The 24,756-nt window shown below is 44.0% G+C and carries 19 protein-coding genes and 1 riboswitch; of the genes, 7 read left to right on the top strand and 12 right to left on the bottom strand.

All coding sequences use genetic code 11. The features are described from left to right. On the bottom strand, positions 1-960 hold the full coding sequence (locus IE164_RS17505; protein WP_189631566.1) for a Gfo/Idh/MocA family protein: 960 nt from the start codon (positions 958-960) through the stop codon (positions 1-3). 299 nt (positions 961-1,259) lie between these two features. On the opposite strand from IE164_RS17505, the gene IE164_RS17500 reads away from it, so the two are divergent. Further along, complete coding sequence (locus IE164_RS17500) at positions 1,260-4,280, top strand: cadherin domain-containing protein (RefSeq protein ID WP_229838759.1); 3,021 nt, start codon at positions 1,260-1,262, stop codon at positions 4,278-4,280. Positions 4,281-4,409: 129 nt separating this feature from the next. On the opposite strand, the gene IE164_RS17495 is transcribed toward IE164_RS17500, so the two are convergent. The 4 genes from IE164_RS17495 to IE164_RS17480 all read right to left on the bottom strand — a co-directional run bounded on the left by IE164_RS17495 (position 4,410) and on the right by IE164_RS17480 (position 9,618). After that, on the bottom strand, positions 4,410-5,276 hold the full coding sequence (locus tag IE164_RS17495) for a sugar phosphate isomerase/epimerase family protein (RefSeq protein ID WP_189631564.1): 867 nt from the start codon (positions 5,274-5,276) through the stop codon (positions 4,410-4,412). A gap of 569 nt (positions 5,277-5,845) precedes the next feature. Next, the gene (gene nqrF / locus IE164_RS17490; RefSeq protein WP_189631563.1) at positions 5,846-7,150 is read right to left on the bottom strand and encodes an NADH:ubiquinone reductase (Na(+)-transporting) subunit F; all 1,305 of its coding nucleotides are present in this window, start codon (positions 7,148-7,150) and stop codon (positions 5,846-5,848) included. 126 nt (positions 7,151-7,276) lie between these two features. Continuing rightward, on the bottom strand, positions 7,277-8,554 hold the full coding sequence (locus IE164_RS17485) for a homoserine dehydrogenase (protein WP_189631562.1): 1,278 nt from the start codon (positions 8,552-8,554) through the stop codon (positions 7,277-7,279). Further along, entirely contained in the window at positions 8,551-9,618 is a 1,068-nt protein-coding gene (locus IE164_RS17480; protein ID WP_189631561.1) for a homoserine O-acetyltransferase family protein, read from the bottom strand. Before IE164_RS17480 ends, IE164_RS17485 begins: the two co-directional genes overlap by 4 nt. A gap of 158 nt (positions 9,619-9,776) precedes the next feature. Continuing rightward, positions 9,777-9,903, bottom strand: a riboswitch (SAM riboswitch). A gap of 123 nt (positions 9,904-10,026) precedes the next feature. Between IE164_RS17480 and IE164_RS17475 the strand changes: the two genes are divergently transcribed. From IE164_RS17475 to IE164_RS17465, 3 genes are all read left to right on the top strand, one after another. Beyond that, positions 10,027-10,923, top strand: a complete 897-nt coding sequence (locus IE164_RS17475) for a LysR substrate-binding domain-containing protein (protein WP_189631560.1) — start codon at positions 10,027-10,029, stop codon at positions 10,921-10,923. 62 nt (positions 10,924-10,985) lie between these two features. Next, a complete protein-coding gene (locus tag IE164_RS17470; protein WP_189631559.1) occupies positions 10,986-12,167 on the top strand; it encodes a threonine synthase in 1,182 nt (393 codons plus the stop codon). Between the two features lie 12 nt (positions 12,168-12,179). Beyond that, positions 12,180-13,100 (top strand): YeiH family protein, encoded by a 921-nt coding sequence (locus IE164_RS17465; RefSeq protein ID WP_189631558.1) that lies wholly within the window; start codon positions 12,180-12,182, stop codon positions 13,098-13,100. A 235-nt stretch (positions 13,101-13,335) separates the two neighbouring features. Here IE164_RS17465 and accD read toward each other — a convergent pair whose 3' ends face one another. Then, positions 13,336-14,178 carry an acetyl-CoA carboxylase, carboxyltransferase subunit beta gene (accD, locus tag IE164_RS17460; protein WP_189631557.1) on the bottom strand — a complete coding sequence of 281 codons (843 nt, stop codon included), beginning with the start codon at positions 14,176-14,178 and terminating at the stop codon, positions 13,336-13,338. 188 nt (positions 14,179-14,366) lie between these two features. Between accD and IE164_RS17455 the strand changes: the two genes are divergently transcribed. Further along, complete coding sequence (locus tag IE164_RS17455; protein WP_189631556.1) at positions 14,367-14,954, top strand: TetR/AcrR family transcriptional regulator; 588 nt, start codon at positions 14,367-14,369, stop codon at positions 14,952-14,954. 1 nt (position 14,955) lies between these two features. Further along, positions 14,956-16,026 carry a 3-oxoacyl-ACP synthase III family protein gene (locus IE164_RS17450; RefSeq protein ID WP_189631555.1) on the top strand — a complete coding sequence of 357 codons (1,071 nt, stop codon included), beginning with the start codon at positions 14,956-14,958 and terminating at the stop codon, positions 16,024-16,026. On the opposite strand, the gene IE164_RS17445 is transcribed toward IE164_RS17450, so the two are convergent. The 3 genes from IE164_RS17445 to carB all read right to left on the bottom strand — a co-directional run bounded on the left by IE164_RS17445 (position 16,007) and on the right by carB (position 20,733). Next, positions 16,007-17,128: a hypothetical protein gene (locus IE164_RS17445; RefSeq protein WP_189631554.1), complete on the bottom strand. Its 1,122-nt coding sequence runs from the start codon at positions 17,126-17,128 to the stop codon at positions 16,007-16,009. The genes IE164_RS17450 and IE164_RS17445 overlap by 20 nt on opposite strands. A gap of 543 nt (positions 17,129-17,671) precedes the next feature. After that, the gene (locus IE164_RS17440; protein WP_189631553.1) at positions 17,672-17,917 is read right to left on the bottom strand and encodes a DUF4834 family protein; all 246 of its coding nucleotides are present in this window, start codon (positions 17,915-17,917) and stop codon (positions 17,672-17,674) included. A 2-nt stretch (positions 17,918-17,919) separates the two neighbouring features. After that, positions 17,920-20,733, bottom strand: a complete 2,814-nt coding sequence (carB, locus tag IE164_RS17435; RefSeq protein WP_189631552.1) for a carbamoyl-phosphate synthase large subunit — start codon at positions 20,731-20,733, stop codon at positions 17,920-17,922. A gap of 197 nt (positions 20,734-20,930) precedes the next feature. On the opposite strand from carB, the gene IE164_RS17430 reads away from it, so the two are divergent. Further along, positions 20,931-21,344 (top strand): hypothetical protein, encoded by a 414-nt coding sequence (locus IE164_RS17430; protein ID WP_189631551.1) that lies wholly within the window; start codon positions 20,931-20,933, stop codon positions 21,342-21,344. A 102-nt stretch (positions 21,345-21,446) separates the two neighbouring features. On the opposite strand, the gene guaB is transcribed toward IE164_RS17430, so the two are convergent. From guaB to IE164_RS17415, 3 genes are all read right to left on the bottom strand, one after another. Beyond that, positions 21,447-22,916, bottom strand: coding sequence for an IMP dehydrogenase (gene guaB, locus IE164_RS17425; RefSeq protein ID WP_189631550.1), 1,470 nt, complete (start codon positions 22,914-22,916; stop codon positions 21,447-21,449). A gap of 104 nt (positions 22,917-23,020) precedes the next feature. Then, the gene (locus IE164_RS17420) at positions 23,021-24,181 is read right to left on the bottom strand and encodes an aminotransferase class V-fold PLP-dependent enzyme (RefSeq protein WP_189631549.1); all 1,161 of its coding nucleotides are present in this window, start codon (positions 24,179-24,181) and stop codon (positions 23,021-23,023) included. Then, on the bottom strand, positions 24,171-24,749 hold the full coding sequence (locus IE164_RS17415; RefSeq protein WP_189631548.1) for a thioredoxin family protein: 579 nt from the start codon (positions 24,747-24,749) through the stop codon (positions 24,171-24,173). Before IE164_RS17415 ends, IE164_RS17420 begins: the two co-directional genes overlap by 11 nt. Positions 24,750-24,756: the final 7 nt, after the last annotated feature.

The following is a 24,756-nucleotide window of genomic DNA, read 5'->3' as shown; positions in this document are numbered from 1 at the left end:
TTATACTTCTTTGAAAATATGACCACGAATTTTTTCTACCAGTTGCGCACTTTTCAGGCTTTCATTCAGCGAAACCCTGGCCGATTGCCTGTCGCCACGTCTTATACAGTCTCTCACTTCTATAATTTCATGGGCATAACCGGTACTTATAAAAGGCAATTCTACTTTTTCTATCACATCGCCTTTTACTATCTCAAAACTTTGTGCTTTCCAAAAGAGAGGCAGGCGTATAAATCCGTCTTGTCCGTATATGCAGGCCTCTTTGTTTGTGCCTGTGGTTACACTGGCAAAAAGCTGAGCCAGGGCTCCCTCTGGGTAAGAAAGTTGTACCTGTACACTTTCATCAACTCCTGTATGGCCAACCCGGGCCGTTACCTGAATCTGCTCAGGGTGCCAGCCAAAAAGATCGGCAGCCATAGTTAAAGGATACACTCCCACATCGAAAAAGGCCCCTCCGGCCAGCTCAGGATTCAATAAACGACCTTGCGCGGTAAGCTTATCTTCAGACCTAAAGCCAAAACTGGCTGTGAGGTAATTGAGTGGCCCAATAGCGCCTGCTTTTGCTCTTCTCAAGGCTTCATTATAGGCCGGTAAAAAGCGTGTCCACATGGCCTCCATTAGAAACTTGCCCGATGCTTCGGCCACCTCCGTCATTTTTCTTATTTCATGGCTGTTAACCCCCATGGGTTTTTCGCAAAGCACATGCTTGCCGGCTTTAAGAGCCGCAATGGTGTTTTCACAATGAAAATTGTGGGTGGTGCTTATATAAACCACATCCACTTTTGGGTCTTGTAGCAGAGCCTCATAGCTGTCATAAACCTTTACATGAGGAAACTCCTGCTGCAAAGTCTGTGCATTCGAACGCGATGCAAAGGCATAAGGTACTTCGCCTTCAACAGCAAAAAGACTCTCTAAAAACTTGCGGGCAATTCTTCCAAAACCAATAAATCCCCAGTTCATATTTCTAAGTTCTGTATTTCTGGCAATAAGCCTAAGGAAAATATTTAATTCTTGTTTTGTCCCTTTTAGGTATGAATTTGCCGGTTTTCGAGCGATAGCTTTAAGGCCTGCCAACGGGAAAAAGTAGGGTAATTTTTAGCTTGTTCGTATGATTGATGTACAACACAGAGGCCTATCAGAGTACTGTGCTCCTAAAGTGAGCAATAATTGTTAAATTTTATTGACCAAACGACACGACCATGAAATCACTTCATTTTTCATGCAGGGAATTTTTTTGCCTTATACTGCTTGTCCTCCTTTTGCCGCTGCATACATATGCCAATAACACCCCGGCATGGGCACAAAATCTGGAATTCGAGTTTTTGACCCAGCGTACCATTCGTTGGTCGCTCGATGGGCAACCAAAACTTAGAGTTCAAATAACCAACAATGGAAACGATGCAGTAACCCATATTGCTTTTGACTTTAGGGCCGATGATCAGCCACAAAATTTTCCCGGCTGTGCCACTTTTCCTAATGGAGGCTTTATAAATCTGGAACCTGGTGAGTCTACCGTAGTTTCTGTATGGTCCAATTGCTATTTTGGCGATGGTCTTCAGTTACCTCAGGGTACTTCTGAGCATGTGGGTGAATTCAGGTTTGAAAAGGCAGGAGAGCAATTTGTCTTGAGAGAATCTTTTACCATAATAAACGATGGTGGCCGAACAGAGCCGGCACTAACGGATGGTGATAATATGACTATTGCCGGTACCATTCGAATAGCCGGAGGCTATATGCCGCAAGCCAACCTGAAGGTTAAAACTATTAAAAGCCAGGAGTACAGTGTAGAAACCCGGCCTGCCGGAGAAGGACTCCTTAGCTTTGAGTTTGAGGCTGCCGACCGATCTGACTGGTTTTTGGTTTTGAGTGGAAATGTGCAGGATATGCCCAATGTAAATTTCCCTAACAAAACAGTTAAAGTAGCCTCTTTTGACGACCCGACAAAAATTGAGATTGATTGGGCTCCTCTAGACTATGAGTATCAGGTGGAATTCAGTCTTACACAAGCCATTGTAACCCCCACCGGCTTTTGGAGGGGGGCGGTTTCAGAGCAAGAAAGAACAGTCGTGTTTATTCCTGGCCAGGAAAATTGGTTCGGAAATTCCGATACAGAGAAAAACGTCTACAGGGTTCAGTCCACCATTTACAAATACAATTTTGATGGACAAAAACTATGGGAGTATCAGCCCGGATACGAATGCTGGGGAGGCGATATGAGCCCTGATGGTTCTAAAGTAGTCTATCAACTTGTTCCAAATGGTGGAACTTACGGTGTTGGAGTGCTCAATGGAGAAGATGGCTCTCTGCTTTGGAAGAAAGAATTTACTCAGCTTAATTCTTCTGCCAGGGCTATAGAAGGTCTTGAGGCGGTTCTCAGTAACGATGCCTCTCTGGTAGCTGTGGGAACGGTACCAACCGGAGTGGTTACACTTTTTGATGCCAATACCGGTGACATTGTCAGGCAGGTGCCTAATGCACCCGATCAGGGAGACAACTGGGGTCAAATACGCTTTCTGGCTTTCGATGAGGCCGATGAGTACCTCTATGTGGGTTCTGGAGATAACCACCTGAGAAAGGTGAGGGTGGCCGATGGACAACTCATCTGGAAGGCATTTATTGGTGGTTGGCCTTTTGTAAATGGGCTTAAATTTTCATCGGATGGTTCCTTTATAATTACCGGCACCAAATCGTTCGACCAGGCGCGTGTAGATGTGGCTACAGGAGAAACGGTTTGGATTAACGATACAGGTTCGCTCGAAGCAGAGCTTTCTGATAACGATCGGTATGTGGTGAATTTTGGCGGAGACATGATGGATGCTGAAACAGGCGAATACATTGCCTTTTTGAGGCAAGGAGCTGAAACTCACTTTTTTGCCAACGATGAACTGGTGGCCAAGCTGGATCGCAATGTCCAGGTCTTTTATCAGAACGGGAAACAAATGATGGGCTCGGAGCCAAGTGGCGGAGGCCAGGGTGGAGGGGAGCAGTCGCAATGGTCTTACATGAGTGCCGATGGATCGCTGGCCATTATTGCCTATCGTGATATGGTAACCGATCCGGGGAATCAGGTAGGAATAGCTTTCTACTCGGGGGCCGTAGAACGGGTGAGTCTGGATCCGAACGATGATCCCACAGATATCTCGCTCAGTGCGGCCAGTCTGGACGAAAACAACGAAAGCGGAGCAGAGATTGGCCTGCTTGCAGTAACAGACCCGGATTCGGAAGATACCCATGAGCTGGTGCTTATAGAAGGAGCTGAAGACAACGATAAGTTTGCCATTGATGGCAATAAACTGCTGGCGCAAGAGGTACTCAATTATGAAGAAAAGAGCCGTTATACTGTAGTCATAAAAGCAACCGACTCTAATAACGCTTCTTTTGAAAAGAGTTTTATTGTAACGGTCAATGACATCAACGATGCGCCAACAGGTATTGAGCTGAGCGAGGATGAGGTGGCTGAGAATCTGGATGCGGGAGCAACCGTGGGTAGCTTATCGGCTACGGACGATGACGCGAATGATACGCACACCTTTAGCCTGGTTTCCGGACAAGGTGATACGGATAATGCTTCGTTTACCATTGAGGGAGGAGTAATTAAAACTGCTGACCTTTTCAACTTTGAGGCAAAAAACGAGTACTCGATTTTAGTGAGAGCGGAAGATAGCGAAGGGGCAACCTTTGATCAGCAACTCACAATTGCCATTACCAATGCCAACGATGCACCTACAGATATTGCACTGAGTAACGCGACTGTTCAGGAGCAACAAGATGCGGGCACTGAGGTAGGAACCTTTTCAACAACCGATGAAGACGCTGAAGACACCCATACCTATTCGCTAGTGGCGGGCGATGGCGACACCGATAACGCCAGCTTTTCCATAGCAGAAAACAGCCTGCTCACCACGGCCTCCTTCGATTTCGATTCGCAGTCTTCTTACTCCATTCGGGTTCGCTCGGCCGATGCTTCCGGACAAGCGGTAGAAAAAGCTTTTACGGTAACCGTTGAAGTAATTACCGGCCTGGAGGTTGATGCTGAAATTCTGGAAGGAGCTTATCCCAATCCCGTATCGGATGTGATTACCATTAAAATGGCCTCGCAAGCCTTTCCATTTCAGATGTCAATGTTCGATTTGGCAGGGAATACCGTATTGCCTACGAAAGAGGTACAGGCAAAGGAGTCGCAAATCAATGTTTCTCGTTTTCAGGAGGGCATATATTTACTGAGCATTCGAGATGCCAAGGGCAAGGTAGTACGCAAAAAAATTCTGGTGGTGCGCTAAGCAAGCTCCTATTTCATACTGCATGTGCCGATTGGTACCTGAAAAATAAATCCTTCATTCTAAAAAGAGTTTCTCGCTCTAATTGGAATGAAGGATTAAATGGATCATTCCATCAACCTTCGGTTAGACTTAGACTTTAACCAATTTGCTCAGATAATCGGCATTGTCTTTTGCGCTTTGCAGGGGTGTAGTGCCATCGTATTTCTCCTGTTCAACTATGAGGTGTTCCATTCCATATTGCCTGGCGGCTTTCAGAATGGCTGGGTAGTCGATGCTGCCAGTACCCAAAGTGCAGCTGGCATCGTGGGTGGTTGCATTTTTCTCCCGGTCTTTCACATGCGAAAGCTTAAATCGGTTGGGGTATTTTTTCATCCACTCTATGGGATCTTCATTGGCCGTTACCACCCAGTATATGTCCATTTCAAAGTCTACCAGATTGGTGTCAGAGTCTTTCATAAAAATGTCTTGAGGATACACCCCGTCTAACTGGGTAAAACTGTAGGCATGGTTGTGGTAGGCAAAACGCAGACCATTGGCTCGGCATATTTCCCCTTTCCGGTTAAAATCTTCAGTAGCACTTTTATATTCATCGAGCGTTTGCATACTTCGCCAGGGGCAAATGAGGTACTTCATGCCAATTTCTCCCGCTTCGGCCGCTTTGCGTTCAAAGTCTTTGTCAATGTCGCAATGGCTGGCCACTATTTCCATACCCAGCTCGTCCATGTAGGCTTTAAACTCTTTATTGGTCATGCCCCAAAACATGCCTTGAGGTCCCTCGTAGCTTTCTATTTGCTTATAGCCAAAAGAGGCCAACTGAGCTAATACTCCTCTGGGGTCTTTGGGAAAATCTTCGCGTAAGGTATACAGCTGAATACCAAAAGCATTGCTTGCGGTTACTTCAGCTTCTTTCTCGGTAGCGCAGGCATAGGGCGCTAATGCCAGACCGGCTGCAAAACCACCGGCTTTTTTCAAAAAGTTTCTGCGTTTCAGTGTCATAGTATTAAGGTTCAGTGTTGAATATACAAAATGACTACATTAATTGGATGAAGCTAAGAATAGTTGGCCCTTTGTAGTATGCTTTTCCCTTTTGTATCCCTGTTTCTGGCATTCTTGTTTATGATAGTAAAGATTGTATTGCATATATACTATTTACTCAAAGGAGGGGAAATAAAGGGAGTTGATGATTTTACCTCTGGACACTTTTTGGAAGTGTTTGGCCCTTGGTTTATGAGGTACAGGCTTTTGGAGAATGAGGTTGAGGGGCTAAGAGAGAAAGCTCTCTGGGTGAAGGTCTTCGTAGGGTTGTATTACTTCGCTCTCCTTTTATTTGTTCTGAGTATCAGTTTGTGGTGAGAAGTTCGATAAGATCAGGCTTGCCATGCATCTTGTCTGCCTATGTGGATGTCTAAGTCTGATTGTTTTCATTCTGAGCGATGTCGAAGGACCTGCCCATTGTTTGTAACTGGCTAGTATCTGTGTGGTAGGTAAACTTGTGTTGTGGAAAAATGAATAACAAAAAAGCCATCTGCTTTCACAGATGGCTTTCAATATTTTGTTGGGTTTATTTAACCTCCGAAGTCGTCAAAAGAAACGTTTTCATCAGGCACACCCCAATCGTCACACATTTTGAGAACCGCTGCGTTCATCATTGGAGGTCCGCAGAAGTAGAATTCTATTTCTTCAGGGGCATCGTGTTTGCTCAAATACTGGTCTATAACCGCCTGGTGAACAAAGCCGAGGAAACCGTCTCCTTCTTTATCGTGAATATCTTTCTTCACTTTCCAGTTGTCTTCAGGAAGAGGCTCAGAAAGCACCACAAAGAACTGGAAGTTAGGGAACTCTCTTTCTATTTTCCTGAAATCTTCCAGGTAGAAAAGCTCTCTCTTAGATCTACCACCGTACCAGTAGGTTACTTTTCTTCCGGTTTTTAGGGTGTGGAAGAGGTGGAAGAGGTGAGATCTCATTGGAGCCATGCCGGCACCACCACCAATGTAGAGCATCTCTGCATCGGTAGGCTTAATAAAGAACTCTCCGTAAGGTCCTGAAATGGTTACTTTGTCGCCAGGCTTTCTGGTAAATACATAAGAAGAGCAGATACCCGGATTCACATCCATCCATTTGTTGTTTGCTCTGTCCCAAGGTGGGGTAGCAATTCGGATGTTCAGCATAATTATGTTTCCTTCAGCCGGGTGGTTGGCCATAGAGTAAGCTCTGAACACGGGTTCTTTATTCACCATTTTCAGATCCCACAGGTTAAACTTATCCCAGTCGCCCTTAAACTTGTCCGGGCCGGCAGGGTCTTCCGGATGAGGTTTTATGTCAATATCCTTAAAGTCGCAGGTAATTGGCGGAACGTCTACCTGAATATAACCTCCCGCTTCGAACTCAAGGTGTTCTCCTTCAGGAAGCTTCACCACAAATTCTTTAATGAAAGATGCCACATTGTAGTTAGAAACTACTTCGCATTCCCATTTCTTAATACCGAAGATTTCTTCCGGTATTTCAATACGCATATCCTGCTTCACTTTTACCTGGCAAGAAAGTCTAACACCTTCTTTTTGTTCGGATCTGCTCAAGTGGCCTACTTCTGTAGGCAACACATCTCCTCCTCCTTCTTTCACTGTACACTTGCACATGGCGCAAGTTCCTCCGCCACCACATGCGGATGGGAGGAAAATCTTCTGACCCGATAGTGTGTTCAAGAGGGTAGAACCTGCCGAAGCAATGACGGGATTCTTCTCATCTCCGTTGATGATGATTTTAACGTCTCCCGACTGCACCAGCTTTGATTGTGCATAGAGCAGAATCAGAACCAATAGCAAGATTACCACAGAGAACGCAACTATTGAAGTAATAATGATAGATGACATCTACTAAGCGATTTTAAATCAATATTTTGTGTTATAGCCAGACTGGCCGTTAGGGCTACAAATATATTGACTAAAAGATTAAATCAGTAAGAGAACCTGAAAAAAGATAGTTGTCCGGAAAATGGCCTAAACAGTGATTCTTTCCCTGATTTTTTGTCCTTTCTTTAGTTCTGAAATTTCCTCTTTTAAGTCAGATACACACAGGTTGCCCAGACTGGTCTGACATGCTTCTGCTGTGAGAACTACATTAATATTGGGATTGTTTTGCCATTGGCTTTGCTGAAGCTTGCCAATACAAACGTGCCCCACAATATAGCAGTGATCAAAGCTGAAGTATTTCTCCTGAATGTTTTCAAAGTCGGTAAGATCTACTTCTTCCGGTGAATTATAGCTGACATATACTTGCACGGGCGATTGATTACTGAAAGGTAGCTGACCTAAGTTATAGTGTTTTTTATACTCATACTTATAGTCGTAGCTCAATGCCGATATATCGGAGAGCACGGCTGCTCCGGTTGGCAAGCTTCCGGCTCCTTTGCCAATGAATAATTGTTCATCGCAAAATTCACCATGAATGGTCACTGCATTGAACTCATTTTCAATGCTAGCCAGGCTGTGATTAGGTTCTACAAATTGAGGGATAACAAAGCCATATACTTTGTCACCAATTCTGCGTGCCTGGGCTACCAGCTTAATGGTTAGACCATGAGCTCTGGCATACTCCAGGTCGGCCGCTTTAAGGCGGTCAATACCCAGATTGGTAATGTCGTTTGGGTGCACATGAATGCCAAAGGCATGGGTAAGCAGAATACTTAGTTTGTATTTGGGGTCATAGCCCTGAACATCCAGCGTGGGGTCACTTTCGGCAAAGCCGAGTTCCTGAGCTTGTTTAAGAGCTTTAGGGTAGTCGAGCCGTTCATTAAATATTTTAGTGAGGATGTAGTTGGTAGAGCCGTTGAATATGCCTCTAACCTCTAGCAGCGGTTCATGTCCAAAATATTCTTCAAGGGTACGAATAATAGGAATACTGCCGCAGACTGCTCCTTCGTAGAGCACCGCTTTTCCTGTTTGCTCCTGCAGTGCTACCAAAGTCTCCAGGTTTTCGGCCACCATTTTTTTATTGGCCGTAACAACCGATTTCCCCGCTTTGAGTGATTCTGTTACAATGTAAAATGCCGCTTCGGCATCATCAATTAGTTCAACCACTATGTCAATGGTTGGGTCATTGATTATCTCCTCTTTTTTGGTAGTAAAGAGTTGAGCCGGCAGTTTTCTTTTCTTCTCGGGGTTTTTAATGCAGATTTTGCTGATTTCACCCGCAAAGTTTCGGGAGTTATTCAACGTTTCGTAAAGTCCCTGGCCAACACAGCCAAAGCCAAAGAGTCCGATATTGATGTTTTTCATGGGTGCTCGTTTAAGAAGTTTTCGATGTGGGTTGAAATGGTTTTGGCTTCTACTAAAAAGCCATCGTGTCCATAGTTTGAGTCTATAAAAGTGAGTTTTGAATGTTTTATTCCGTGAGCCAGTATTTGCTGGTCGTTGCGGGTAAATAGTAAATCTGAATTAATACCTATCACCAGTGTGTTGGCTTTCACCCGTTTGAGCGCCTGCTGTACTCCGCCTCTTTTGCGACCTACATCGTGCGTGTCCATGCATTTGGAAAGCGCATAGTAGCTGTGTGCATTAAAGCGTTTCTGAAGTTTTAAACCCTGATAGCGTTGGTAGCTCTCGGCATTAAAGCCGTCAATCTTTTCCTGGCCATCCTCCTGGTTTTCATTATAGATTTTATCCGTTCGGTAAGAAATCATAGCCATGGCGCGTGCAGCTTCCAGTCCCTTCCAGCCACCTTTTGGCGAGCTCGAGAAAAAACTTGGGTCGGCTTCAATAGCCATGCGTTGAGCAGAGCGTATGCCTATTCCCCATGGCGAACTTTTGGCCCCGGCTGCAATAATGCAGAGGTTTTCAAAAAGTGTAGGGCTTTCAATAGCCCACTCCAAAATTTGCTGCCCACCCATAGAACCTCCAAGGCCCAGATAAATGCGGTTTATGCCCAGATGTTGCCTGAGCTGCTCATGGGCTTTTACCATGTCTCGAATAGTGAGCAATGGAAAGTCTCTCAAATAGCGCTCACCGGTGGCAGGGTTGAAGTCTTTAGGCCCTGTACTCCCATAGCATGAGCCTAGTATGTTGGCACAAACAATAAAGTGTTCCCTCGGATTAATGAGGTATTGCTCGCCTACCAGTCCGGGCCACCATTCCAGCGGGTTGGCATTGGCTGTAAGGGCATGGCAAATCCATACGACATTAGATTTACTGGCATTTAGCTTTCCGAAGGTATGATAGGCTATAACCGGATCGGTAAGAAAGCTGCCGTTTTCCAGGCTAAAATCTCCTTTTATAATAAATTGTTGTATAGCGTCTGGCTGAGCACTGGCTACAGCCGACCCTTTAGGGCTTTGAATTAACATGTTCTGAAATGATTTGTGTGAAAAGTGGATTAGAAGGTGTATGGCCTAGGCACAACACATTCGATCAGAACAAATAATGGTAATAAGCGCTGCCTGTTGGGTGGCTTTCACCCAACCTCTGAAAGGTTTTGTAATTGGATTAGAAAGCATGTTTAACCAATTTATATTCTCCCGAATGCCACCTGGCACCCATTTTGGGATCAGGATTTAGCACCTTTTCCCGATGGATCGGGAGTGGTTGCTAGCGCTTCATAGAGCCTGTCTCTCCACGCTTCTTTATAAATCGATTCGTTCCCTTTGAATCGGGATTGAATGACTTGATGGTGCAAACGTAACAGGCGTTTTTCACATTTCAAAACAAGCCAAAGGAAATTTAAGTAAGCTCAAAGAGCTTCTTATATTGCAACCATGCTGTCTGTATCGTATGAAGTATTCTATGCTGTAGCCTGCCACTTGAGTTTTTCTAAGGCGGCTGAGGTGCTTTGTATTTCTCAGCCTGCCGTAAGTAAGCAAATAAAAAAGCTGGAATCGCTTATTGAAGTGCCGCTTTTTGAGCGCCAGGGGAATGCCATTGCACTTACTCCTCAGGGCGAAAAAATGCTTACCTATTTAAGAGAAGCCAAGTTGATTCAGAACCGAATGGAGGCGGATGTAGAGATCATAAAAAGCCGGATGACAGCAAAGGCCGAGCTTAAAATTGGAGCTAGCACCACACTTTCGCTTTACGTACTGCCTAGGGTGCTTTCTTCTTTTCGTAAAAAATGGCCGCTGGTTAAAATTACCCTAATCAATCGGAATACAGAAAATGTACTTAAAGCTTTGAAAGCACATGAAATCGATTTGGCGGTGGTAGAAGATAAGCAAGAGTCTAATGCGCTGCATTATGAATTCTTTATGAACGACCGCATTGTGCCAGTGTGTTCTGCGCGTAGTCCTTTTGCCGGGCGAGAGGTTTCTATGGATGAGTTTAAGGCCGCACCACTGGCCATGAGAGAGATTGGTTCAGGAACTCTTTCGGCTTGGTCCAGAACCATGTCTAAATGGAATATTAAAGCGAGCGATCTCAATATAAAAGTTAGGCTTGGTGGCACGGAAGTGTTAAAGAACTTTCTTATTGAAGATGATTCTATTGGGTTTCTCTCTCCGCTGGCTATAAAGCGTGAAGTGGCTCTGGGGCTTCTTCAGGAGGTGAATATTCCGGGGCTACTCATAGAGAGAAGTTTTAATTTTGTCACAAGGACGGGAGAAAGCCTCACCGACACCACCCGGGCGTTTATCCGCGAGGCAAAGAGTGTTTATAACTAACGGTTATAGGTTGTTACATTAATTCATTTGATTGGTTATGATTGACGATGCAGTTTTGCGGCATGCATCAGTCTATAGCTCCTTCCATTTCACTGGCCACTCATCTGGAGTGCTCTCATTGTAATAAGCACTACCCTCTAAACACTCTTCAGACCTATGCCCACTGTTGCCAGAAACCATTGGTTGCTAAGTATGACTTTGCCCAGTCGCTTCGCCCGGAAGACCTGGCCGGCAGGCCTGCTACCATGTGGAGGTATCAGGAGGTTCTGCCCATTTTGAAGGATGATCATATTGTATCGCTGGGTGAAGGGATGACCCCTATTCTTAACCTGAAGAAATTAGCACAGTCCTATGGTTTAGAGTCTTTGAAAATGAAAGACGAGTCGCTGAACCCAACCGGATCGTTTAAAGCACGTGGTTTGAGCATGGCAATTTCTAAAGCCAAAGAGTTTGGAGTGAAACACTGTGTAATTCCTACAGCAGGTAATGCAGGTGGGGCTATGAGTGCATACTGTGCCGCAGCAGGTATGCAGGCTACCGTAATAATGCCAAAGCATACGCCCAGGATTTTCCAGGACGAATGCCGGTATTTTGGTGCGGAGCTAATTTTGGTTGATGGGCTGATTGATCGGTGTGGTGCTTTGGCCACAAAACTTGAGAAAGAGACTGGGGCGTTTAATATATCTACACTTAAAGAGCCGTATCGCTTAGAAGGTAAAAAGACCATGGGCTATGAGTTGGTGGAGCAACTCAACTGGAATCTGCCCGATGTGATTCTTTATCCTACTGGCGGAGGAACCGGGCTTCTAGGTATTTGGAAGGCCTTTTATGAAATGATGGACTTAGGTTGGCTCGATTCTTCCGCACGATTGCCGCGTATGATTGTTGTGCAGGCTCAAAATTGTGCCCCAATAGTGGATCGATTAAATGGGGTTGACAGGTCAACCAAAGCCTATCGTGAATCGCTGGCCAATGGTTTGGCTGTGCCTACAGCCTTTGGGGAAGATATGATCATGGAAGTTCTTTATGAGTCGGGAGGAACGGGTATTGCCATTAGTGAAGAAGAAATGGTTGCAGGAGTAAAAGAAATGGCCGCTTCGGAAGGTGTATTGGTGGCTCCTGAGGGTGCTGCATTGCTTAAGGCTATACCTAAACTAAAAGCGTCACAGCATATTTCTGATACTGACAGCGTACTGATGATCAACACCGGTAGTGGTTATAAGTACTTAGAGAATTTAGACTAGCTAAACGCAGCTGTGGGGTTTTGGCAAAAAGGGCTTACGGTTTTGGCTTTGCTGCTGTGTTTCGCGCTTGCCTTAGATCCGGCCATATCATTAAGTCTAGGATTCGTTTTTAGAAATAGCCTTGGGGCGGTCATCGAAAATCAACTGGCCAAGGTCAGACACTTTTTATTGCAAATAGTCATTGTTTGCTTAGGGTTTAGCATAGACCTTAATCAGGTATTTGCCGTGGGCAGTGAAGGCCTTTGGCTCACATCACTTTCGGTGTTGGTGGTTGTTTTGGGAGGGGTGTTATTGGCTTTCCGCCTTGGCTTAAAGGGGAAGTTGCCACAATTAATCACCTACGGAACTGCTATTTGTGGAGGTAGTGCCATTGCTGCCGTGTCTCCCTTGGTTGGGGCTACGCCTAAGGATACATCGTCCGCTCTGGGGGTGGTCTTTCTGCTCAACGCTCTTGCTGTTTTTATTTTTCCGGCAGTTGGCGCAGCATTAAACATGAGTAACCATCAGTTTGGATTGTGGTGTGCTGTGGCAATACACGATACGAGTTCTGTAATTGGCGCAGCGGGTGTTTTTGGAGACGAGGCACTTGAGTTGGCAACTACTGCTAAGGTAATGAGGGCGCTGTGGATATTGCCTTTAATTCTTTACTACTCGCTTCGCAAAGGAAGAAACGGTTGGGGTTCTCCGCCACTGTTTATTGTTTTGTTTGTAGCGGCTCTTACGTTGGCTTCTTTTTGCTCTATACCTCCCCATTTAAAGACTTTCACTTTGGGAACTACTAAGTCCTTAATGTCTGCCGTACTTTTTCTAATGGGTGGTTCACTGTCTTTAAATATGCTCAAAAGTTTAGGGGCTAAACCTCTAGTGTATGGAGTGCTTTTGTGGGTTTTTATTGGTTTAGCTTCAGCTTTAGTTATTCAAATAATGTTTTAGGGTTACTTACCTAAGTCGCAAGAAGTATATTTCTGAACCATACCTCCATTTGTGTCTTCACAAATGGCTGTTAAAAGACGCTGTGAGAACACAACTTGTGGCTAGTATACTAGTATCTAACAAATGCGATCTAAATGAGTAACCCTATATGTTTTAAACCCAGTAGGTAAATGGAGTAGGGGGAATAAAAAAGGGTGTTGCACGGCAACACCCTTTCGGTCAAGTCTTTAGTAGTTTAGTCTTTAAGCATTTTGAGCAACGTGGTCAGTTGGTTTTTCAAATCCCTTCTGTCAACTATGAAATCAAGGAAACCATGCTCTAGCACGAATTCGGCACTTTGAAATCCTTTGGGTAAGTCTTTACCCACTGTATCTCTAATTACCCTTGGGCCTGCAAAACCAATAAGAGCACCGGGTTCGGCAATATTAAAGTCACCTAACATGGCATATGAAGCGGTTACTCCTCCCGTTGTAGGGTCAGTGAGGAGAGAAATGTAAGGTACTTTGGCTTCGCTCAGAAGAGCAAGCTTGGCAGAAGTCTTCGCCATTTGCATGAGCGAGTAGCCGGCCTCCATCATACGAGCACCACCCGATTTTGAGATCATCAGAAAGGGTGTTTTTGTTTTCAGTGCATGGTCTATGGCACGAGATATTTTTTCTCCTACCACTGACCCCATGGAGCCACCAATGAAGGCAAAATCCATACAAGCTACCACAAGATCCAGCCCGTTCATTTTACCGTGAGCCGTGCGAACAGCATCCTTAAGTCGGGTGCTTTCCTGAGTAGCTGCTATTCGTTTGGGGTAGGGCTTGCTATCTACAAACTTTAGCGGGTCGCCAGAGCTCATGTTGGCATCCAGCTCTGTGAACTTGTTGCCATCGAACAATATTTCGAAATACTCTTTGGAGCCTATTCTTACATGGAAGCCATCTTCAGGGCTTACATACGCATTGTTTTTCAATTCTCGGGTGTGAACTATCGTTCCACCGGGGGTTTTAAACCACAGGCCGTCAGGCGCATCTTTCTTCTCTTCAGTGGGTGTGGTTATACCCTTAACTTTTCTTTGAAACCAAGACATATCAACTGGTTTTTGTTGAGTTTACTCAAGTGAGTTGGCAAAAATACATCAAAAGTCATCACCAGCCAAAGCAAAGCCAAATGCATGCGTGCATTTAACATTTACAGGCAATTTTCATGTAAAAACCTTTGAATTCTAATCATATAGTCTTTTCCTTTGTGCGGAATGAACGTTCATTCCGCAAAATAATGGTAGAACATTTAACCGCAGACAAAAGAACGCTAATCTTGCAAACTACGCTCGATCTCATGACTGAGTATGGTTTTCATGCTACTCCCATATCGCTTATTGCGCAACATGCGGGTATTGGTGCTGGCACCATTTATCGGTATTTCGACAACAAGGAGCACCTCATTAATGAATTGTTTACCGAAATTAAAAAGCGGGTAATTAAAGCCATGCTGCAAGACTACCGCGAAGAAGGTACTTTTAAAGAACGGTTCAAACACTTGTGGAAGAACCTTATTCGCTACTGTATTGATCATCCTAAAGAATTTCAATTCGTGGAGCAGTATAGATATGCTCCCTTTGTGAGCAATATGACGCGCGAAGAGACCTTCATTATTCTGGCCCCCATTATGCAGTTTTTTATAGAGTCGAAAAGAGCCAAAGCAATGAAGGATCTGCCTTTGTACACTATTATTGCCCTGCTTTATGGGCCAATTGTATCATTGGCCAAACTACACCTCGATCATAATCAACAATTAACCAATGACCGCCTGGAGCAAGCAGCCGAGGCTTGCTGGGATGCGGTTGCCTATAAATCTGAAGAATAATATGCCGAATGTAATTATCAATGGTGTGGGAAGTTGCATTCCTGACCGTATTGTAAAGAATGAAGATTTTCTGAATCATGAATTCTATCAGGAAAACGGAGAGCCCTTTGCCTACACCAATGAAGTGATCATTAAGAAGTTTGAGCAAATTACCGGAATTAAAGAAAGGCGCTATGCGGCCAAAGGGCAGTTATGTTCGGAACTGGCTTCAGTAGCTGCTTCCAGAGCACTTGAAAATAGCACGGTTAGTAAGGAGGAGCTCGATTACATTATTGTAGCACACAACTTTGGAGATTTGGATGAAGGCTCCAACCGAATTGATATGATGCCCAGCCTGGCGGCTAAGGTAAAACACAATCTGGCCATTGAAAATCCGGCTACCTCTTGCTACGATATTATCTTTGGTTGTCCCGGTTGGGTACAGGGTGCCATTCAGGCTACCCAAATGATTCGCTGTGGCGATGCACGTGCAGTAATGGTTATAGGTGCCGAAACACTAAGTAAAATTGTGGACAAGCACGACAGGGACTCTATGATTTTTGCCGATGGTGCAGGAGCTGTTATTTTTCAGGCTACTCAAAACCAAACAGGAGGGTTCCTTAGTCAGGCTTCCAGAACTGACGCTTCCGTAGAGTTACAGTATTTGGCCATGGGCCCGTCATATAAGCCCGAGCTAAGTGCCAATGGGAATAAGTTCATAAAAATGAAAGGGCGTAAGATTTACGAGTATGCTCTCATTAATGTGGCCGAGGCTATAAAGAGCGCCATTGAGAAGGCTAACTTAGACCTAAACGATATTGACAAAGTACTCATTCACCAGGCCAATGAGAAAATGGATGAGGCTATTTTACTAAAGCTTTACAAGTTGTATGGCTATGAGCCCGATGTAAACCGTCTGATGCCAATGACTATTCAGAAGCTGGGCAATAGTTCAGTGGCTACTATTCCAACTATGCTCGATCTTATTCTTAAAGGTGAACTGGAGGGGCATGAAATTAAACCTGGCGACCACCTGGTTTTTGCCTCTGTGGGAGCGGGTATGCATATTAATGCTATGGTTTTTCGATTATAGATTCATTCTTAATTTCGAAAGTAATCAATTCATATGTAGATTCTTTGGTTTGATTGCCTGAGACGAAATAAATAATGCCATCATTTATAAAGGGCTTATCAAATATTCTATCCTTTATTTTAAACTCCTTAACTCTGTTTAGATGCTTATCTAGCAACATAAGGTATCTTACGTCATTGTTTGTTCCATTCTCATTTGTTACATATTCGGATCCAACCCGAACAAATAGTTCATTTTTTTCATCATATGCGATATCTGAAAACTGAACTCCGTTGTATAGGTAATTTGTGGTGGCTTTGACATCACTTATTTGGTTAGAGGGAAATGCTTCTCGCAAATTGGGAATATGATCAAATTCTCCATTGCTTACTTGTGCCAACTGATTTCTCAAATCATAAGAATAAAGCTTTGATGAAAACTTAAAATTGTAGACTATAGTTGAGTCTAAGTATACAAAGGAGTGTCTAGATAGGCCATCATAAAAGCCCTGAGTTGAATCATTAATCAATGCTTCTTCTGGTGAGAAAATAGGTATATCATAGAAGGAATTCTCCCTCAAATTGTAGACAAAAAATATACTTTGGTCAACGCTGTCCTTTCGATGAGCAAAAATTGAAGATTCTAGCCACCTGCTAAATAGAAAAGATTGGTCTGAAAGCCTATTGAATCCCAATACTCGAAAATTGCCATTAGATGTTAATGATTTTAGTTTTCTTCTAACACTTACATTACCCGTAAGGTCAGCAATTGTGAAGTAATTATTCGTTACAACGTAAAGCTTATCATCTTTGATGTCTGCATCTAAAACATGGCCTTCGAAGAAATTAGGGCCATCTTTTTCTAACTCAAGGTTAAAAATAGGCGTTTTCGTCACTAAATTGAACAGTATTAGTTGCGAGCTTACACCGTCAAATACTAAAAGACTGTCTTTACCAATTACTTTATTTAATAAAGGGTAGCTAGAAAGAAGTAGTTCGCCATGTGAAAGCTCAGATTTACTTACCTCTATTCTAAATGATAGCTCGTTTGTATTGGTTTTAGATTCAAACTTGTTGCAACCGAGAAAAATGCCGATACATAAGAGTATCGGCAATTTGATCATTAAATTTCTCATCTTATTGCGGTGCACAACTCAAATTTGTTCCATGTTTAGTTACACCATGTGTTCCATCAATGTTTCTACATACATCTATGTAATAGATAACGGAACCAGAACAGCAATTTAGATTTGCATTATTTCTTAGTTGCTCAATCTCATCTTCTCCACAAACATATACCGTGTCATTGGTGTAACATCCTCGGCAAAACTATTAATAGCAATAAACTAAAAAATATATTTATTCTTAGTTTATAAAAATTTATAGGGTTACTTACTTGAGTTGCAAGAAATATATTTCTGAACCTTGCCTCCATTTGTGTCCTCACAAATGGCTGTTAAAAGACGCTGTGAGGACACAGCTTGTGGCTAGTATACTGGGATCTAACTAATGCGATCTAAATGAGTAACCCTAAAAGTTTATTTAAAATTGGTTGCGGCATGCTCGACTTTTCTATTTGGGTTCAATTCAAATGTTTAAGTAAAATATGCATAAACAAAAAAGGGGCGATTTGATTTCAAATCGCCCCTTTTTTATATCATACTGGCTTATTTCACCTCCTCATAATCTACGTAGTCTCCACCTTTGTAGTTCTCCGAAGACTTTTTCGAAGGTTTTTTCGGGGCATAGTCAATGTTTACATTTCCATCAGAAGGTTTTCTGTGCGATCTGCCGCTATTGGAAAAACCTCTATGTTGTTGTTGCTGGGCTTGTCCGAGTCCTACAGAAAACAACTTAAAAACGGATCGTATGACCCAGAAAATAAGGACGAAAATAAGGATTAACCGAATCAACTTTATCTACTTAAATATTGGTTACGTTTTGAGTAAATATCCAGGAAGTAGTCATCCATTAAATCATCGATAAAGTAGATGGCTTCTCCTGTAGACTTCATCTCAGGCCCAAGTTCCTTATTCACATTCGGGAATTTGTGGAATGAGAAAACCGGTTCTTTAATGGCGTAGCCTTTCTTAACCGGCTTAAATTCAAAGTCTTTCAGCTTCTTCTCACCGAGCATCACTTTTGTGGCATAATTCACATAAGGTTCCTGGTAAGCTTTGCCTATGAATGGAACGGTTCGTGAGGCTCGTGGGTTCGCCTCAATCACGTAAACGGTATCATTCTTAATGGCGAACTGAATATTAATCAGGCCAACGGTTTTTAGAGCCAGAGCAATCTTTTTAGTAATGGTTTCAATTTGTTGCATTACAAAGTCGCCCAAGCTATATGGAGGCAATACAGCATACGAGTCGCCCGAGTGAATTCCGGCCGGTTCAATGTGTTCCATTATACCTATGATATAAACCTCTTCACCGTCACAGATTGCATCGGCCTCCGCCTCTATGGCTCCGTCCAGGAAGTGGTCTAATAACACTCTGTTGCCGGGAATGTCCTTGAGAATGTTCACTACGTGCTCTTCTAGCTCCTGCTCGTTGATCACAATCTTCATGCTTTGACCTCCCAATACGTAAGAAGGCCTTACCAGCAGAGGAAAGCCAAGCTCTTTAGAAAGCTCAAGGGCCTCGTCAGCATCTTCAATTACTCCGAACTTAGGGTAAGGAATATTGTTTTCGGCCAGGAGGGTAGAAAATCTTCCGCGATCTTCGGCCAGGTCGAGCGCTTCGAAGCTTGTGCCTATAATCTTAATGCCATAACGGTCTAGTTTTTCAGCCAGTTTAAGCGCGGTCTGACCACCCAATTGCACAATCACACCTTCAGGTTTTTCGTGCAGAATGATGTCGTATATGTGTTCCCAGAATACGGGTTCAAAGTAGAGCTTATCGGCTGTATCGAAATCGGTCGAAACCGTTTCAGGGTTACAGTTGATCATGATGGTCTCATAGCCACACTCTTTGGCGGCATATAAGCCGTGCACACAGCAATAGTCAAACTCAATTCCCTGTCCGATTCGGTTCGGGCCAGAGCCAAGCACTATAATTTTCTTGTTGTTACTTACCTCCGATTCGTTTTCCTGATCGAAAGTAGAGTAGTAGTATGGAGTTTGGGCTTCGAATTCGGCCGCGCAGGTATCTACCAGCTTGTACACCCGCTTAATGCCCAACTCGTGTCTTTTCTTAAACACCTCACTTTCCCAGCATTTCAGCAGATGAGCAATTTGTCGGTCGGCATAGCCTTTTTCTTTGGCTGTTCTCAACAGGCGCTCGGGTAAGGTATCGAGTGAATATTGTTCAATTTCAGTTTCAAGCTCAATAAGTTCTTCAATTTGCTGAAGGAACCACTTATCGATTTTGGTTTTCTTCTGAATGGTTTTGAACGGGATACCTAGTTTAAAGGCATCGTAAATATGGAAAAGCCTGTTCCAGCTTGGGTTTTCAAGACTATGAAGCAGGGCGGCCTGATCGGTCACTTCTTTGCCATCGGCACCAAGTCCGTTTCTTTTTATTTCCAGCGATTGGCAGGCTTTCTGAAGTGCCTCCTGGAAATTGCGGCCAATACCCATGGCTTCTCCTACAGACTTCATTTGAAGCCCTAGTTTTCGATCGGAACCTTTGAATTTATCGAAATTCCAACGTGGGATCTTCACAATCACATAGTCCAGTGCAGGCTCAAAGAAAGCCGAAGTGGTTTTAGTGATCTGGTTCTTTAGCTCGTCCAGGTTGTATCCAATAGCGAGTTTTGCGGCAATCTTGGCAATGGGGTATCCGGTGGCTTTCGAGGCTAGTGCCGATGAGCGCGATACGCGTGGGTTGATTTCTATACCAATGATATCGTCTGTTTCGGGGTTTACGGCAAACTGCACGTTACACCCTCCGGCAAACTGGCCGATGGCGTTCATCATTTTGATGGCCATGTCGCGCATGTTCTGATACACGGTGTCTGGCAGTGTCATGGCCGGAGCAACAGTAATGGAGTCTCCGGTGTGTACCCCCATTGGATCGAAGTTTTCGATGGAACAAATGATGATAACGTTGCCAAGGTTGTCTCTTAACAACTCTAACTCATATTCTTTCCAGCCCAGAATACTTTGTTCAACTAGCACTTCGTGAATGGGTGAGGCATCTAAGCCTCTTTTCAGTGCTTCGTTGAATTCTTCCGGATTATCTACAAATCCGCCACCATAGCCGCCCAAAGTAAATGATGGGCGTATTACTAGTGGGAAGCCAATTTCCTGAGCAATTTCTTTTCCTTTTAAGAAAGAGGTGGCAGTTTCTCCGCGGCAAACGTCTACACCAATTTCAATCATTTTATGCCTGAACTTTTCACGGTCTTCCGTGGTCTCAATGGCATTAATATCTACACCGATTATGCGCACCCCGTATTTTTTCCATATCCCTGCTTTGTCGCAGTCAATGGCCAGGTTAAGTGCAGTTTGACCACCCATGGTGGGTAGCACTGCATCGATTTGGTGTTTTTCCAGAATTTCTATGATCGATTTTTTGGTTAATGGCTTGAGGTAAATGTTGTCGGCCATAACCGGGTCGGTCATAATGGTTGCCGGGTTAGAGTTAATGAGGGTTACTTCTATTCCCTCTTCCCGCAACGATCTGGCGGCTTGAGATCCTGAATAATCAAACTCACAGGCTTGTCCGATAATGATAGGTCCACTTCCGATGATTAGGATGGACTTGATGCTGTTGTCTTTAGGCATTTTTTAGGTAGAGAACGACTTGTTGACTTAGGTACAAATTGGCACAAAGTTAGGCCATAATGCTTACAATCAAAACCAGCTTGATATTAATGTGGTATATATTGGCTGAGACAATTCTTGAAGGGCATAAAGCCTCTTTTTATAGAAAAATTGTGCTATTTTCAATGCGCTGATATTCTAAAACAATGGTTATGAAAATGAAAAAATCGATACAGATAATGTGCGCCTTTGCTCTGCTTTCTGTGGTGCTTGCAGGCTGTGCTGCATCGGGTACCACCACTAATTCTTCGGCCAAAAAGGCTGTTAAAGCTAAGGTATATGACCCAACCGGAGTATGGGAGTATTTTGTCAATACGCCCGATGGTGGTAGTTCAGGTACTATGCGAATTAGCGGTAACCCGGGAGCCTACACTGCCAGTCTTGAAACTGATCAGTTTGGAGTATTGGAGATGAATGGCGTAACGGTGCAGGACAGAAACCTCACCGGAAGTATTGAAGTAATGGGTACGGTGGCAGAGATTGAGTGCCAGTTTGATGGAGATACTATGGATGGAGCTGTTTACATGGGGCAGGATACTTTCCCTATGTCGGGCAAGCGTGTGAGTAAATAAACTCCTCCTCCACATAAAACACAAAGCGAGCGCCTGAGAGGTTTCATGTACCTTTAGGCGCTCGCTTTTTTTGCCCAATATTCTCAGGCTGTATGAAATGAGTTATCGGCTATAGTTTGGAGCTTCACGAGTAATGAACACATCGTGAGGGTGGCTTTCTCGCACTCCTGCTCCAGTTATTTTTACAAACTTGGCTTTTTGAAGCTCCTCTATTGTGGCGGCACCACAGTAGCCCATGCCGGCCTGCAAGCCTCCTGTAATCTGATAAAGTACCTCTTGCACCAGGCCTTTGTAGGGCACTCTGCCCACAATACCTTCGGGTACCAATTTTTTAATATCGTCTTCAGCATCCTGGAAGTAGCGGTCTTTAGAGCCATCTTCCATGGCTTCTACAGAGCCCATGCCACGGTAAGACTTGAATTTTCTGCCTTCGTAGAGTATTACTTCGCCCGGAGCTTCTTCGGTTCCGGCCAGTAGCGAACCAATCATTATGGTGTTGGCTCCGGCTGCTATGGCTTTAACCACATCGCCAGAGTATCGTATTCCGCCATCGGCTATAATCGGAATACCAGCGTCTTTCACTGCTTTGGCGGCCTCATATACGGCCGAAAGTTGTGGCATACCTACTCCGGCAATTACACGGGTTGTACAGATACTACCCGGGCCTACTCCCACCTTAATGGCATCGGCTCCGGCATCGGCAAGGGCTTTTGCCGCTTCGGCTGTAGCAATATTTCCTACTATCACATCTAAATTGGCAAATGCCTTTTTTATACGCTTGGCTGTATCAATCACCCCTTTGGAGTGCCCATGAGCAGTGTCTATGCTCACTACGTCTACTCCGGCATTGACCAGTGCCTGAATACGCTCGTCAATATCTGGAGTAACTCCAACAGCCGCTCCCACGCGTAAACGACCGTACTCATCTTTACAAGCGTTGGGCCTGTTTCGGTTTTTAAGAATGTCTTTGTAGGTGATAAGTCCTGTTAACTTACCTTTTTCGTCAATAATGGGAAGTTTTTCAATTTTGTATTTCTCCAATACCCCTTCAGCCTCGTCAAGACCAATGCCCATTTTGGCTGTAATGAGGTTTTCGCTGGTCATTATTTCTCTGACCGGGGTGGTCATGTCTTTGATAAAGCGCATGTCGCGGTTGGTAACTATTCCTACCAGAAGCTTGTCTGCATCTACCACAGGAATACCACCTATCTTATTCTCACGCATTATTTGCTCGGCCTCTCTGGCGGTGCTTTCTACGTGCAGAGTGATGGGGTCTAAAATCATTCCACTCTGAGAACGTTTCACCTTTCTTACCTGCAGAGCTTGTTGCTCCACAGTCATGTTTTTGTGAATAAACCCAAGGCCTCCTTCAAGGGCCATGGCAATGGCCAGCTTGTATTCGGTAACAGTATCCATAGCAGCCGACACCAATGGAATATTCAGTTGAATGTTCTTGGTGAGCCATGTTTTGGTAACTGTATTTCTTGGAAGAACTTCGGAGTAACCCGGCAGAAGAAGCACATCGTCATAGGTCAGTGCTTCAAAAAGGAATTTGTCAGTATCGAGTGGCATAGCAAATAAATACGTGGTTTTATTTGCCGGACAAAATTACGCAGATTGTAGGATTGAAAAAAATATGTTTCAACAAATAAATTTCAATCTTCTGCCTGGCACGTTCAGACCATAGTTTTAACCTTAAAGGTCTCTACTAATTTTTCCAGATCAGCTTCGGAGTTGTATAAATGTGGTGAAACCCGAATGGAATTTCCTCTAATAGAGACATAGATTCTTTGTATTTCAAAACGTTGCCTTACCTCTTCCATATTCATATGCTCCGGCAACCTGAGTCCAAACAGATGTTCTCCCCTGAAGGCTTCATCTTCAATCTGAATACCCAAGTCTTTCAATTCTTTGAGATAAGGGGCTGTGATGTTTTTACAGTAGGCCTGAATGTTGGCCGGTCCCCACTCATTGATCTGACGAATGGCTCTGGTGAGCATAGGCGTAAGAATGAAATTGGCACTTTCGCCCACTTCGTAGCGGATTGAACCGGGTTGGTATTCATTCTGGTAATTAATCAGATTTCGAAAATCCTCACTATGAATTCTGTTCATCCAGTTGTTTTCTATGGGGCTGCCTTCGTTAAAGTATTCTCCGAAATAGGCTATGCCCAAGCCGTAGGGCCCCATTAGCCATTTATAGCCTGCTGCAACTACGGCATCGGGCTTGAATTCCTGTACATTAAAGGGTAGGGCACCAATGGACTGTGTTCCGTCTATTACCAGAATGGCACCTACTTCATCGGCTCTTTTGCGAATGGCTTTCAGGTCGAATTTGGTGCCATCGGCCCAATGCACATGCCCGCAAGCAACCATTTTTGTGTTGGTATCAATGGCTTCAAGCAGTTTTTCATTCCAGCTTTGGCCACGTCCGGTTTTTAGTTGAGGCGCTGTTATATACTTAATGGTAATTCCTCTTTCTTTTTCCAGCGCTTTCCATGCATACACATTGCTGGGGAATTGCTCATCGGCCAATACAATGTTGTCTCCATTACCGGCTTTCAGGTTTTTGGCCACATTGGCCAGCGCATACGATACAGAAGGCACAATGGCACATTGCTGTTCGGAGCGGGCATTGATGAGTTTGGCAAACTCTGTGCGGAGTGCGCGAGTATTATTAAAGAAGTCTTCCGGTTTTACAGAGGTGGGGTCGTCTTTGCCATACAAAGACCTAACCCCTACTTCGGCTACCGCTTTAAGCTGCGGAGACATATAGCTGCAGTTGAGATAGGTGATGTCGTCCGGTAGACTGAAGAGCTCTTTTTGATTAGTTAGCATTTTGGTTGATGATTAATTCCATGGAGTGTTCGAATGAAACTTCCGGTTCCTCCAAAATTCGCCCAATTTCTTCTCCGTTGCGCAAGAATATGATGGTCGGAGTTTTTCTAATGTCCCAGTTCTTTTCTTTCTCTAAGCGGCTTTTTTTATTTACATCTACCCCATACAATTCCAGCCGGTCGGCTATGCCCAATTCTTCACAAACTCTAATGAGTCTTGGTATTTCGCGGTTGCTATCATGACACCAGGTGCCCATAAAAGCCAGAATACGCAGCCCTTTGAGGTTTTTCTTCCTAATGTCTTTAAGGGTTTCTGTATCGACCAGATACGTTTTGTAATTGGTGTTGAACCATATTTTGTATGGCATTTTGCTCAGGCCTTCTTTGGTTATAGGCCCGTTCAAAATCTTATCTACATATTCAGATACGCTTTCGGTCTCTACATTGTATTCTTTTTCTTGTGCGGTGATAAACGTTGGGAATATTACCATTATCACTATCAGGGCCAGTATTGCTTTGAGCATTTCCATGTTTGTTTTTTCAACCAACGAAATATACCAATTAATCATATCTTTG

Source organism: Roseivirga thermotolerans (genome assembly GCF_014653175.1).
GTDB classification, from domain to species: domain Bacteria; phylum Bacteroidota; class Bacteroidia; order Cytophagales; family Cyclobacteriaceae; genus Roseivirga; species Roseivirga thermotolerans.
The sequence above is the reverse complement of the archived record's forward strand: the minus strand, read 5'-3'. Positions and strand labels throughout refer to the sequence as shown.

What these genes read in the sequence shown, in the direction of transcription:
- IE164_RS17430 (WP_189631551.1), top strand. Translation starts at nt 20,931, where the DNA reads ATGAAAAAATCGATACAGATAATGTGCGCCTTTGCTCTGCTTTCTGTG.
- IE164_RS17470 (WP_189631559.1), top strand. Translation starts at nt 10,986, where the DNA reads ATGCATCAGTCTATAGCTCCTTCCATTTCACTGGCCACTCATCTGGAG.
- IE164_RS17495 (WP_189631564.1), bottom strand. Translation starts at nt 5,276, where the DNA reads ATGACACTGAAACGCAGAAACTTTTTGAAAAAAGCCGGTGGTTTTGCA.
- IE164_RS17480 (WP_189631561.1), bottom strand. Translation starts at nt 9,618, where the DNA reads ATGTTAATTCAAAGCCCTAAAGGGTCGGCTGTAGCCAGTGCTCAGCCA.
- carB (WP_189631552.1), bottom strand. Translation starts at nt 20,733, where the DNA reads ATGCCTAAAGACAACAGCATCAAGTCCATCCTAATCATCGGAAGTGGA.
- IE164_RS17420 (WP_189631549.1), bottom strand. Translation starts at nt 24,181, where the DNA reads ATGCTAACTAATCAAAAAGAGCTCTTCAGTCTACCGGACGACATCACC.
- IE164_RS17455 (WP_189631556.1), top strand. Translation starts at nt 14,367, where the DNA reads ATGGTAGAACATTTAACCGCAGACAAAAGAACGCTAATCTTGCAAACT.
- IE164_RS17485 (WP_189631562.1), bottom strand. Translation starts at nt 8,554, where the DNA reads ATGAAAAACATCAATATCGGACTCTTTGGCTTTGGCTGTGTTGGCCAG.
- IE164_RS17450 (WP_189631555.1), top strand. Translation starts at nt 14,956, where the DNA reads ATGCCGAATGTAATTATCAATGGTGTGGGAAGTTGCATTCCTGACCGT.
- guaB (WP_189631550.1), bottom strand. Translation starts at nt 22,916, where the DNA reads ATGCCACTCGATACTGACAAATTCCTTTTTGAAGCACTGACCTATGAC.
- accD (WP_189631557.1), bottom strand. Translation starts at nt 14,178, where the DNA reads ATGTCTTGGTTTCAAAGAAAAGTTAAGGGTATAACCACACCCACTGAA.
- IE164_RS17415 (WP_189631548.1), bottom strand. Translation starts at nt 24,749, where the DNA reads ATGATTAATTGGTATATTTCGTTGGTTGAAAAAACAAACATGGAAATG.
- IE164_RS17505 (WP_189631566.1), bottom strand. Translation starts at nt 960, where the DNA reads ATGAACTGGGGATTTATTGGTTTTGGAAGAATTGCCCGCAAGTTTTTA.
- IE164_RS17475 (WP_189631560.1), top strand. Translation starts at nt 10,027, where the DNA reads ATGCTGTCTGTATCGTATGAAGTATTCTATGCTGTAGCCTGCCACTTG.
- IE164_RS17445 (WP_189631554.1), bottom strand. Translation starts at nt 17,128, where the DNA reads ATGATCAAATTGCCGATACTCTTATGTATCGGCATTTTTCTCGGTTGC.
- nqrF (WP_189631563.1), bottom strand. Translation starts at nt 7,150, where the DNA reads ATGTCATCTATCATTATTACTTCAATAGTTGCGTTCTCTGTGGTAATC.